This is a genomic window from Microvirga sp. GN3 (genome assembly GCF_055792825.1).
Window position 1 is genome coordinate 1 of record NZ_JBVVAK010000212.1, and the last position, 11,235, is coordinate 11,235.

Annotated in this window: 9 protein-coding genes and 2 pseudogenes; 8 read left to right on the forward strand and 3 right to left on the reverse strand. The window is 60.1% G+C overall.

All coding sequences use genetic code 11. From position 1 onward, the window contains the following. The 7 genes and pseudogenes from ACS5Q1_RS43275 to ACS5Q1_RS43305 all read left to right on the forward strand — a co-directional run. Positions 1 to 128, forward strand: a pseudogene (locus ACS5Q1_RS43275) (amino acid ABC transporter substrate-binding protein); the annotation flags it as partial. A gap of 60 nt (positions 129 to 188) precedes the next feature. Then, complete coding sequence (locus tag ACS5Q1_RS43280) at positions 189 to 512, forward strand: hypothetical protein (protein WP_473104016.1); 324 nt, start codon at positions 189 to 191, stop codon at positions 510 to 512. A 995-nt stretch (positions 513 to 1,507) separates the two neighbouring features. After that, positions 1,508 to 2,515 carry an ABC transporter substrate-binding protein gene (locus ACS5Q1_RS43285; RefSeq protein WP_473104017.1) on the forward strand — a complete coding sequence of 336 codons (1,008 nt, stop codon included), beginning with the start codon at positions 1,508 to 1,510 and terminating at the stop codon, positions 2,513 to 2,515. Next, entirely contained in the window at positions 2,512 to 3,096 is a 585-nt protein-coding gene (locus ACS5Q1_RS43290; protein WP_473104018.1) for an SCO family protein, read from the forward strand. Before ACS5Q1_RS43285 ends, ACS5Q1_RS43290 begins: the two co-directional genes overlap by 4 nt. 22 nt (positions 3,097 to 3,118) lie before the next feature. Continuing rightward, the gene (locus tag ACS5Q1_RS43295; RefSeq protein WP_473104019.1) at positions 3,119 to 5,704 is read left to right on the forward strand and encodes a GAF domain-containing protein; all 2,586 of its coding nucleotides are present in this window, start codon (positions 3,119 to 3,121) and stop codon (positions 5,702 to 5,704) included. Then, positions 5,704 to 6,066, forward strand: coding sequence for a response regulator (locus tag ACS5Q1_RS43300; protein WP_473104020.1), 363 nt, complete (start codon positions 5,704 to 5,706; stop codon positions 6,064 to 6,066). The genes ACS5Q1_RS43295 and ACS5Q1_RS43300 overlap by 1 nt, the downstream gene beginning before the upstream one ends. Before the next feature lie 15 nt (positions 6,067 to 6,081). After that, positions 6,082 to 7,245: an adenylate/guanylate cyclase domain-containing protein gene (locus ACS5Q1_RS43305; protein WP_473104021.1), complete on the forward strand. Its 1,164-nt coding sequence runs from the start codon at positions 6,082 to 6,084 to the stop codon at positions 7,243 to 7,245. A gap of 196 nt (positions 7,246 to 7,441) precedes the next feature. On the opposite strand, the pseudogene ACS5Q1_RS43310 reads toward ACS5Q1_RS43305, so the two are convergent. The 3 genes and pseudogenes from ACS5Q1_RS43310 to ACS5Q1_RS43320 all read right to left on the reverse strand — a co-directional run bounded on the left by ACS5Q1_RS43310 (position 7,442) and on the right by ACS5Q1_RS43320 (position 9,918). Next, positions 7,442 to 8,407: pseudogene (locus ACS5Q1_RS43310) on the reverse strand (IS5 family transposase). A gap of 839 nt (positions 8,408 to 9,246) precedes the next feature. Beyond that, positions 9,247 to 9,561, reverse strand: a complete 315-nt coding sequence (locus tag ACS5Q1_RS43315; protein ID WP_473104022.1) for a DUF3303 family protein — start codon at positions 9,559 to 9,561, stop codon at positions 9,247 to 9,249. A gap of 189 nt (positions 9,562 to 9,750) precedes the next feature. Next, a complete protein-coding gene (locus ACS5Q1_RS43320; RefSeq protein ID WP_473104023.1) occupies positions 9,751 to 9,918 on the reverse strand; it encodes a hypothetical protein in 168 nt (55 codons plus the stop codon). 151 nt (positions 9,919 to 10,069) lie between these two features. Between ACS5Q1_RS43320 and ACS5Q1_RS43325 the strand changes: the two genes are divergently transcribed. Then, positions 10,070 to 10,804 carry a metallophosphoesterase family protein gene (locus ACS5Q1_RS43325; protein ID WP_473104024.1) on the forward strand — a complete coding sequence of 245 codons (735 nt, stop codon included), beginning with the start codon at positions 10,070 to 10,072 and terminating at the stop codon, positions 10,802 to 10,804. The last annotated feature ends 431 nt before the right edge of the window (positions 10,805 to 11,235 follow it).

Genomic DNA, 11,235 nt, shown 5'->3' on the forward strand with positions numbered 1-11,235 from the left:
GGCACGTGGGCAATTACGGCGAGAGCTTCGAGCGCAACGTCGGCGAGGGTTCTCCGCTCAAGATCAAGCGCGGTCAGAACGCGCTGTGGACCAAGGGAGGCCTTCAGTACGGCATCCCGGTCCGGTGATGGCTACGAGACTTCGGACTGTTGCTCGACCCGGGTCCGCCCCAAGGGGAAGGATAGTGCATGGCGATGAACCAAGCCAGTTCATGGAATATCCTTGTCGAGGATAACCAGATCAATGGCGCAGCCATCTTTGACCCTCAAGGTCGGCGGATCGGTGCAGGCAAGCGGCGGTACCGGGACGCTCATGGCCACCTTGTCTTCGCTGATGCTGTCGTGGACGGCTTCCTTGGGTTCGGTGCTTGCTGCTACGTCTTCCCGTGGGAGAACCTCGTCTACGACCCTGTCCTGAACGGGTATCGGGTCAGCCGAGCTGAAATGGACCAGATCATCCGCATCGACAAGCCATACCTATCGCCAAGAAGGCTCCTTCATGGAAGGTGGTAAGCCATGATCGCGACTGGTCCCGACGTTGCAGACATTGTTGGTGATCTGGATCAGGCGGCTGGCGCCAAGATTGACAGGCCCTCTAGCACTACCTTCGATCGTTGCAGGTCGTTGACATCGAAGTGCTCGCTGGGCATCGCTGCTGGCCTCTGATCTGACGCTCCAGAGGAGCAGATCTATCTCAAGCCGTTAAATTGACGATGCCCATCGTAGATCCCGGTCAGGGTCGAGATGACCGCATCAGGGATGGCGACAAGGCTGACGTGCAGCGGGCGCGGCGTTCCCGTCATCGAGGGGCTCCTGGCACAAATGGACCGTTCCTGGCCAGCACAAGTGATCAGGCAAGCGATCGCCCGTGCCGCACGGTCCGAAGCGTGGCCGTCAGGTGAGGTGCTGCTGAGCCCGTGGTGAGCGTGAATCCAAGAAGCCTTTATGGAGCAGGCCGGATGCGACGGGAGCATAAGGAAATGCGGCGCAACAAGTCGCTCGTGGTCTTGGCTCCCATTGCACTGCCGTCAATTGGGCCTAATCGTAGCCTTCCGGAGAGGCTTCTCACATTGGCTGCCCCACAGAATCTCGTGCTCCCCCTTGGGAGTTCAACGACGACCTTCGCTCCCGTGGCTAGGGGGCATTGCATATCTGTGCCGGCGCACTGCGGCTATCCATCCCTGAGAATGCCTTGTCTTCTCCGGGATCTCCGCTCGTGATAGAATGTCTCATCCGATGAGGCACCTCATGCGCATGCAGAGGCAAGACCGCCCCCTGGTTCTGGCAATTCTTTCCCGGGCCGCATATCCCGGCTCCTTTGCCGTCGAGTCATCCGGGGCACTCAGCCGCCATCTGTCGTTGAAGAGGACACGCCTGGACCCAACGGCACGGCCCAGCTTGTTCGACGAGGGATGTCTCGAAGGTACACATCTGCGCTTTTTCGTAAGATCACGTGTCGCTTGAGAGTTGGACTTGCCTGATCCGAAATGAACCGGAGGAGGTCCCTTATGCAAATCCTTCAAACTCGTCGCCAATTCCTCGCCGACCTCACAATTTCAGGCGCTGCAGCTCTAGCGGGCGTCCGCGGCGCCCACGCTGCGGAGGCACCGCTCGAAACGACCACCGTTCGCTTCTCAAGAGGGCCCGGGATCTGCATCGCGCCGCAATTCATCGCGGAAGAGCTGATCCGTGCCGAGGGCTTGACGGACTTCCAGTATATCGACCAGCAGGCTGGCCTTGCATCGATCGCGATGCTGGGGCGTGGCGACATCGATTTCGCCTTGGACTTCGCAACAGCTCTCGCCATCCCAATCGATCAGGGGGCACCCATCAAAGTACTCGCGGGCGTGCATGTCGGCTGCTATGAGTTGTTCGCGCACGAGGGCATCAACAGTGTTCTCGACCTGAAGGGCAAGACGGTCGGCGTTGGACAAAATCTCGGATCGGACCCGCATGTCTTCGTGACCGCAATGGCGACCAATGTCGGCCTCGATCCCCTCAAGGACATCAACTGGATAACCAGTGACGTCAAGGCGCTCGACCTGTTCATGCAGCGCAAGACCGATGCGTTCCTCGGCTTCCCGCCTGAGCCCCAGGAGCTACGCGCCCGCAAGATCGGCCATGTCATTGTAAACAGCATCCAGGATCGACCCTGGTCGCAGCATTTCTGCTGCATGTTGGCAAGTAATGCAACGTACGCTCAAAAATACCCAGTGGCCACTAAGCGGGTCGTGCGGGCGATCATCAAAGCCACTGAGATGTGCGTCTCGGAGCCGGAACGGGTGGCTCGCTTCCTGGTCGATGGCGGCTATACTAAGCGGTACGAGCCTGCGCTTCAGGCGCTCAAGGAAATTTCGTACGCGAAATGGCGGGATCATGACCCAGAGGACACGATCCGATTCTTCTCGTTGCGTCTCCGCGAAGGCGGTATGATCAAATCAAGCCCGCAAAAGATCATCGCCAATGGGACGGATTGGCGCTTTCTCAACGAGATCAAGCGTGAGTTGAAGACATGAGCAGGTGGCCGACACGTCTCCTCTTGCTAGGGGTTCTCTCCTGTCCGGTGCACGCGCACGACGCTCCACACGAACAACGCCTGCCTGCGATCAGGCCAGCGCCGGACTTTACTCTGACCTCGCAGGACGGCGTGCACGTGTCGCTCCGCGATTTCCGCGGCAGAGTGGTCGCGGTGACCTTCATCTTTGCCTCCTGTACCGATAGCTGCCCTTTGCTGACCGATACCATGGTGCGTGTGCAGGACAAGCTGGGCCCCGCGTTCGGCCCAAAGGTTGCCTTCGTGTCAATCACCGTCGACCCGGAGCGGGACACCCCGGAAGTGCTCAGGCAATACGCCGACAATTTCTCCGCAGACCTGAGAGGTTGGGCATTTCTGACTGGTGATCCAGCTTCCATTCGCGACGTAGCCCGGAAGTACGGCGTGTTTGCAAGGGAGACCTCCGTAGGAGATATAGACCACACGTTCCTTACATCGCTCGTCGACCCGAAGGGTATCCTGCGTGTTCAGTATCTGGGGGTTCGATTTGATCTGGAGGAGTTCCGGCGTGATCTTCTCAGCCTCGCCAACGAATCCAACTAAGCCTGGGGACCGTTTAATTGGCTTGGTAGCGCGATGGCCAGCGCGTGTTCAGACCAAGCTTCTGATCGCGTTTCTCTCGATTGTCGGCTTGCTGATCGTGCTTGGCACGGTCGGGTTGAAGGTATTGAGCGGGGTCAATGACGAAACTAATGAATTGATCAGGCTGCAACGAAAGATCGCAGCCTATCATCAGGTTCAGCACGACACGACGAGCCAACTCTACAGCATCTCGACCGCGCTCCTGCTTCAGGACGGCCGGATGCTCGATTCGGCGCTCCGTCAACTCAGACAATTCGGCTACGACCTCGACCGCATGGAGTTTGTCGCCAACGAAGAAGCGGATCTCCTCAGGCAAGTTCGACAGAACTACGATCAGTTCACAGCTGAGGTAGTGCGTGTCGTAGACCTCATTCGGGCAGCCCGGACGGACGAGGCGCGCGACGTTCAGGCGCAGATCATCCCGTTGGCCGACCGCCTCGAGCGCCTGACGAACCAGCTCGTCAATCTAGCCGAGGCCGACATGGTTGACGCCATTGATACAACGGAAAGAGCCTACGTGACCTCCCGGAGGATTGTTGTTTCGTTCGCTGTCGCCAGTATCATGCTGGCGCTTGGCTTTGGATACATCATCTCGTGGTCGCTGATCGGACCAGTCCAGAAGATCGAAGCTCACCTTCGGCAGATTGCCGCCGGCAACTTTGCGCAGCAAGTTACCGTCACCAACCGGGACGAGCTTGGAATGCTGGCGGCGAACGTTAATCAGACGTCCGAGCAACTCGGACGCCTCTACCGGGAGATCGAAGCCCGCACCCACGAACTCGCTGAAGCACTGACCTATCAGACGGCGACAGGCGAGGTGCTCAAGGCCATCAGCGGCTCGACGCTTCACCTGCAGCCGGTTCTCGATACACTCGTGGAAACGGCAACCCAACTCTGCCGTGCGGACAAGGGCTTTCTGTTTCGCCTGGAGGAGGGGCTTTACAGGCTCAGAGCCTCGTTCGGTTTTGAGCAAGATTTCAGGCAGTTTATCGAAGACAATCCGATCCGGTCCGATGCATCGGGAACTGTGGTCGGGCGAACTGCCACGGAACGACGCGTGGTGCACTTTGACGATGTCGCGACGGACGAGCGCTACACTTGGCAAGAGGCACGGAGTTTCGGCGGCTTCCGCACTGTGCTGGGCGTGCCGCTGTTACGCGACGGAGAGCCCATTGGCGTGATCGCACTCGCCCGCAATCACGTTGAGCCGTTCACGGACAAGCAGGTTGATCTGGTTACTGGCTTCGCTGACCAGGCCGTGATCGCGATCGAGAATGCCCGGCTCGTCCGGGAGTTGCAGGAGCAATCCGTCGCACTGGCCACTTCCGTCGAGGAGCTCAAGGCCCTGGCAGAAACCGGCCAGGCGGTCAGCGGCACTCTCGACCTGACCCGCGTCCTCAATCTGATCTCAGCCTCAGCCATGGCGTTAGGGCAGTCCGATGCCTGCGCGCTGTTCCGCTACGATCGAACCAACCGCCGATTCATGCTGTGGCGGGCAGCCGGCCTTGAAGAGGCTCTGTCGGCCCAGATCCGGAGCCTGCAGATTCTTGAAACGGAAACGGTGATGGGAACGGCGATCCGGCAACATGCTCCCGTTTCAGTCAATGATCTCACCCGCTTGCCAAGCTGGCCGCTCCGCGATGTGGCCCTTGGAGCTGGGATCCGAAGCGTCCTGGTTGTTCCGCTCGTGCGCGCGGAGCGCGTCTTCGGAACGTTCGTTCTCATGCGGCGCGAGGAGGGGGAATTCCCTCGGCGGACCATAGATGTCATGCAGACCTTCGCCAACCAGTCGGTGCTCGCCATCCAGAACGCACGGTTGTTCCGTGAGATTGAAGACAAGGGCCGGCAGCTCGAGATCGCCAGTCAGCATAAGTCGCAGTTCCTGGCCAACATGAGTCACGAGCTGCGCACGCCGCTCAATGCGGTTCTCGGCTACACAGAAATGCTGCTCGACGGTGTCTACGGCGAGGTGGCCGGCGAAGCCCACGAAATTCTGGAGTACATCCAATCGAATGGCGAACACCTCTTGGCGCTCATCAACGACGTTCTTGATCTATCGAAGATAGAGGCGGGACAATTTACGCTGACGCTCGATGATTACGCCGCTCAGAGCGTCATTGAAGCCGTGCTCACTGTCGCGCAGCCCCTGGCCCAAGCCAAGGGTCTTGATCTGCAGGTCAACATTGCGGATGACCTTCCCTTAGGGCGAGGGGATGAGCGGCGGCTCACCCAGGTCCTCTTGAACGTTGTCGGAAACGCCATCAAATTCACGGACGTGGGGGCGGTCAGGATCACCGCGAGCGTCGCCGGTGATGCGTTCGAGCTGGCGGTGTCTGACACTGGCCCGGGAATTGCCCTGGCCGACCAGGACCGGATCTTCGACGTGTTCCATCAGGTCGACAATTCGTCAACCCGAGAAAAGGGTGGCACTGGACTGGGGCTCGCGATCTCAAGACGTATTATCCAAATGCATGGTGGAACAATCAAAGTGGAGTCTGCTCCAGGGCAAGGCTCGACCTTCAGGATCATTGTGCCGATCCAAGTGGACGAGGTCATGGAGGCGGCGTGATGAAGCGGATCCTTGTCGTTGAGGATACTTGGCATAACCGGCGGATGCTGCGCGACCTGCTGACACGCGCCGGCTTTGAGGTGCTGGAGGCCGTCAATGGCGAGGACGGCGTCGCCGAGGCAGAAAGGAGCCGGCCCGACCTCATTCTGATGGACATCCAGCTGCCCTTGGTGAACGGCTATGACGCGACCCGGCGCATCAAAGGCAACCCGGTCCTTCACCATATCCCGATCATCGCCGTCACCTCCTATGCACTCGCGGGCGACGAGGCAAAGGCGCGTGAGGCTGGCTGCGATGCCTACGTCGCCAAGCCGTTCAGCCCGCGCAAGCTGCTGGCCACAATCCAGCAATACTTGGCATGACGCGGACACACGGACATGCGCGACGCACCCCTCATTCTGATCGTTGACGACACGCCGCAGAACCTCGATCTTCTGGCGCGCAGGCTTCAGAGCCAGGGCTATGACGTTGCAACCGCCGCCGATGGCGAGGAGGCGCTCGATCGGGTGAAGGAACTCGCTCCCGACCTGGTCCTGCTCGATATCATGATGCCGAAGCTGGACGGAATCGAGACCGTCCGGCGGCTGAAGGCCGATGCGGCGCTCCGGCACATTCCTGTCATCCTTGTCACAGCCAAGTCGGATCCGCGCGAAGTCGTCGAGGGTTTGGATGCCGGAGGTGACGATTACCTGACCAAACCGATCGACCATGCTGCGCTGCTGGCGCGGGTCCGGTCCATGCTGCGCATCAAGGCGTTGCACGATATGGTCCAGGACCAAGCAAGAAGACTCGCCGAGTGGAACCAGCTGCTGGAGCAGCGGGTGACTGAGCAAGTCGCGCAAATCGAGCGGATGGACCGCCTACGCCGGTTTCTGCCCCCGCAAGTGGCGGAGCTTGTGATCGCGGGACATGGAGATGTGGATCCCCTACAGAGTCACCGGCGCGACGTCACAGTCCTCTTTGGAGATTTACGGGGCTTCACGAGCTTCGCCGAGACGGCGGAGCCTGAGGAGGTCATGGCCGTTCTTCGGGAGTACCATGCCACCGTGGAAGAACTCGTTCTGCACTATGAGGGGACTCTGGAGCGGTTCGTTGGGGATGGGGTCCTGGTACTGTTTAATGATCCAATCGCGCAGACGGATCATACCGAGCGTGCGGTGAGCATGGCGCTCGACATGCGTGCGGGCATCCAAACGCTAGCCGAGGGCTGGCGGAAACGAGGGCATGAGCTCGGGTTCGGCGTCGGCGTGGCCAGAGGCTACGCGACACTGGGGAGCGTCGGCTTCGAGCGCCGGTTGGAATACTCGGTTATCGGCACCGTTCCAAACCTTGCCTGCCGCCTGTGCAGCGAGGCTAGGCCGGGACAAATACTCTTAACCCAGAGGGTTCTAGCTTCCCTCCAGGATAAGATCGAAGCCGCTCCAGTCGGGGATCTGACGCTGAAGGGATTCCACAAGCCGGTGCCAGCATTCCAACTCGTCTCACTGCGTGAGTCACCTGAGGAACAAACAGACGCAGCAACGGGTGGAGAGGCTGTATAGTGCCGTCGGTGCGCCAGATTGAGGCATCGATGGCCTGGGAGCCCAAGGTTCTGTGAGGCTGTTGGTGATGAGTTGGTTTCAGAAGCCTGCCATCGCGACACGATTACCAGCCCATCGGTGAGGACCCCCTGGGGGTTGCGTGGCTTTGTTGCACGGATCCGACCGTGCACACATTGATTGCACTCGCAGACCGAGTTCAAGCGATGCGGACGGCCTTCGGGCGTCCAAACTCAAGCATGCGGTTCAGGGCATGAACAGCGATAGTGGCCTCGGTGGCGCGGCGGGTTTCCGCACGCGAGCGCAGCGCATCTCCAATCACTCGTTTGAAGCGGCTTATAGACGCCTCCACCAGGGCTCGTCGAGTGTACCCGGATCTCCTCTGCCAGCCCACACGTCCATGCTCGGCGATGCTTTGGAGGTACCGGTCGCGCTGGGTCGGCGTGCTCTCTGCCATGTCGCTCGGCACCGCCGTTGATCGCGGTGGAACAACCACCTGGGCCTCAGGATGGCGCTGGGCGACAGTGCCGTAGACGCCGGCCTGATCGTAAGCCCCATCACCGGTAAGGGTAGCGAGGGAGCCTGTGATTTGGTCGAGCAACGGTTCGATCTGGGAGCCATCGTCAACATCGCAGCTGGTCAGGTCTGATGCGAGGATCTAGCCAGTCTTAGCGTCGACGCCAATGTGCAGCTTCCGCCAGGATCGGCGCCTGCGGGTGCCGTGCTTCTCAACCAGCCGCTCACCGGATTCACACAGCCGCAGGCCTGTGCTGTCGACCAGTAGGTGAACAGGCTCGCCGCGAGAAACGGGTCTTGGCATCTCCAGAGTTTCGGCCCGGCGGCTCAGGGTTGAGTGATCCGGCACCGGCAGATCCAGACCGAGGAGTTGGAGGATCGAGCCGATCAGCCCTTCGGTCTAGCGCAGCGCCAGCCGAAACACCGCCTGGAGCGTCAGGGCTGTTCGGGTCGCCAGAGCCGAGTAGTGGGGTTGACCGCCCCGCATGGTGCGGCGCTCCACCCGCCAGGCGGCGATCGCCTCCTCAGAGAACCAGACGGTGAGACTGCCGCGCTGACGCAGAGCCGCATCATACTCCGACCAATTCGTAACCCGGTGCCGCTGCTTCGGGATGCGGTGGCGGCGGGCGGCATTGGCTTTGAATGGCACGGGAGACATCCGACAGGAAGGGCCCAGGCCTCCTATGTGACCCGGCTCCAGTTACCAACACGCCTATTCGTGCAACAAAGCGATCCTCAGGTGATTCCGATTTCCGATCGGGGGCAGACCAGCTACCTGCTCATCACGTTCGAGGGTACGCAGTACCACGAAAAGCTGCTCGGATATGGTACCCACAGAGATCTCATCATCATGCGTGCCACTCAGATGAAGCGAGGCTCCGAATTTGAACGTCCCTAATCGACGCCTCGTTGATCACGCCCCTTCGTTACAAGTCCTTTGTCAGTGCAACGATAAAGGTCGTTCCTATCGAATGTCTGCAAATGGCACGTTCCTGAAGTACGCCGAGTGTCCGCAATGGGGCTGAGAACGGTCAAAGCGACATTGCCCGACACAAGAAAAGGCCGGCCGGTTGCGCGGCCTCTCGGTTCGATCCGGTTGCCGAGGTTTCCATACGATCGCAGAAGAACCTCGTCTCACGTTTCAGTGGGTGAGGCGGGCCGATGCGCGCATTGAGGAAGCACTGTGCCGAATTAGAGCTATCCTATGCGAGCGTCCACATTTGTAGAGGGTACCAAAGGATGGCTCAGGTCCTCGGCTAAGCGATTGATGCAATACGGCTGTATTTTCGAGTTTGCCTCAGCCATTGCGCCGAAAAGCGCCATCGGTCTGCCTCATCCTGAAGGTGACGGGCGCGTAAGTCCGAGAAGACCGTTAGATAGAACCAGCAACCCATCTCCGGTCGGTGCGAGACCATCAGGGGTTGATCTGCGTGTCCGTGCGCTGGCCACGCATCCAAACGCTGTTCGCAGCATTCCTGCGTGAAAGTCTCAGGCGGTAGAGCCAGCCTGCATCTGCTTCGCCAACTCGAGGCCCTGCTCGGCAGTCATCGCGGGCATGACGGTCAAGTCAAAGACGTCATCCCAATCGACGATCGCCTGCATGATTGGGGCGACATTTTCCGCTTCGGCGACCGCGATCACCGCGGCCTCGGTACTCATAGGCCAGTATTCCGCAACCATCCGCATGCCGGCAGGGTACTCCCAGCTCACGCGGCGGGCGATCCGTTCCTTGCCGGTGCTCCCGGCCTTTGCTTGCCGATGACGACGAACAACATGGAGGCCTCCATCTCTCGGCGGCTCCACCTCTTGGCGGACTGAGGACCGCCGAGGCAGACCACCTTACGCCGTTCTGACCCGGAGGAGCCTCGCCCAGAAGGAGATGGGGCATTGGCGCGCAGGCCTTCGCGCGAAAGCAGGAAGGGTGTCTGCGGACTGCGCGTAACCGCCTTTATGGAGCGCCTTTATGAATGGATCCAATAGGCCCGTCGACGGTCATTCCCGGCCCAGCAAATGCTGGGCCAGCAGGGCGAGAACCACAGCGTTCAGGAGCACAACCAGGAGCAGGACGAGCCGGGCCATCCTCTTATGCCGAGCCAGTTCGCCGTTGATGGCTTCCAGTTTCTGAAGCTTGTGTTGCTGTTCGCGGTCGTAGTCGTTCATTGCACCCCCGTGTAATCGATTACACGGGGAGAAGACTGTCAACGAATTTCCGCGAAGCCGTTTATGGAACGCCGAGGCTTGGCTGCCCAGCAAAGTGAAGGTAACCGTGGTACAGCACTGTCAGTTCTCGCCTTTTTGCTCAGGGGCAGTTATGAAAATCGCAGCCATCTCGGATGTTCACGGCAACTACGCAGCTTTGGAGGCCGTGCTGTCGCACATCGCCCAGCAACGCCCGGACCTGATCATCAATCTTGGAGATACCGTCTCAGGACCGTTGCAGCCCTTCGCGACAGCCGAACGGCTGATGAGCCTCGCCCTGTCCTCCGTGCGCGGTAATCATGAGCGCCAGCTCCTCACTCTATCGCCGGATCAGATGGGAGCCTCAGACCTTTTTGCGGCCCAACACCTAAGTTCCGAGCAGCGAGATTGGATGGCCACTCTCCCAGAGACCCTTCTCATCGGGGAGGATGTGCTCCTGGTCCATGGGACGCCAGACAGTGACCTCACCTATTTCCTCGAAACCTTGGAAGAAGGGACTTGCCGTCCTGCAACACGGGACGAGGCTGCCACACGGGCTGGCCAGGCCAGCGCCTCCCTGATCCTGTGCGGTCACACTCATATTCCGCGGGTGATGCGCCTCGACGACGGCCGGCTCATCGTGAATCCGGGCAGCGTAGGGCTTCAAGCCTTTAACGATGCCGCTCCGCTCCCGCATACAATGGCTGCCGGGTCGCCGCATGCTCGCTACGCTTTGGTCGAACGCACCCAAGGCGGATGGCACGTCGAAATGATGGCGGTCGAGTACGATTGGGAGGCAGCTGCATTTTTGGCGGAGCAGCAGGGGCGGCCAGACTGGGCCACGGCGCTCCGGACAGGGAGGTTATGACTCAGGCTCTGCCATCCCAACGAGAAGCGATCAAGCAATGTGGAATCAAGCCGAAGTGCGAGGGTTGGGCGTTAGGGGTATCCTCTCACCCAGGGTTTGCCGGGACTGCGCTGGTCAGAGTTGCTCAGCCCCGGCAAGCCCGGATCCAGAGAACTCATGAGAACCTCTGCCGGCGTGCAATAGCCAAGACACTTGTGCGGCGTCTCATTGAGCCGTTCACAGAGGTCGACCAGCGTCTCAGGCATCGTCATATCTGGACGCTCCCTGCCGGCAAGGGTTTTGTTGAACGTGAGTGCAAGTGGTCGGGGCAGTCATATCTACGGCCTGTGAGTGCGGCTCATGTGACCGCTGGCCCTGATGAAAGTCCGCAGATCTGGTCCCCAACAACTTAACGAGCTCGCAGCTCTGACGATACCTCGGGTTGTCCTGAT

What these genes read in the sequence shown, in the direction of transcription:
- ACS5Q1_RS43320 (WP_473104023.1), bottom strand. Translation starts at nt 9,918, where the DNA reads ATGAACGACTACGACCGCGAACAGCAACACAAGCTTCAGAAACTGGAA.
- ACS5Q1_RS43285 (WP_473104017.1), top strand. Translation starts at nt 1,508, where the DNA reads ATGCAAATCCTTCAAACTCGTCGCCAATTCCTCGCCGACCTCACAATT.
- ACS5Q1_RS43290 (WP_473104018.1), top strand. Translation starts at nt 2,512, where the DNA reads ATGAGCAGGTGGCCGACACGTCTCCTCTTGCTAGGGGTTCTCTCCTGT.
- ACS5Q1_RS43280 (WP_473104016.1), top strand. Translation starts at nt 189, where the DNA reads ATGGCGATGAACCAAGCCAGTTCATGGAATATCCTTGTCGAGGATAAC.
- ACS5Q1_RS43300 (WP_473104020.1), top strand. Translation starts at nt 5,704, where the DNA reads ATGAAGCGGATCCTTGTCGTTGAGGATACTTGGCATAACCGGCGGATG.
- ACS5Q1_RS43305 (WP_473104021.1), top strand. Translation starts at nt 6,082, where the DNA reads ATGCGCGACGCACCCCTCATTCTGATCGTTGACGACACGCCGCAGAAC.
- ACS5Q1_RS43325 (WP_473104024.1), top strand. Translation starts at nt 10,070, where the DNA reads ATGAAAATCGCAGCCATCTCGGATGTTCACGGCAACTACGCAGCTTTG.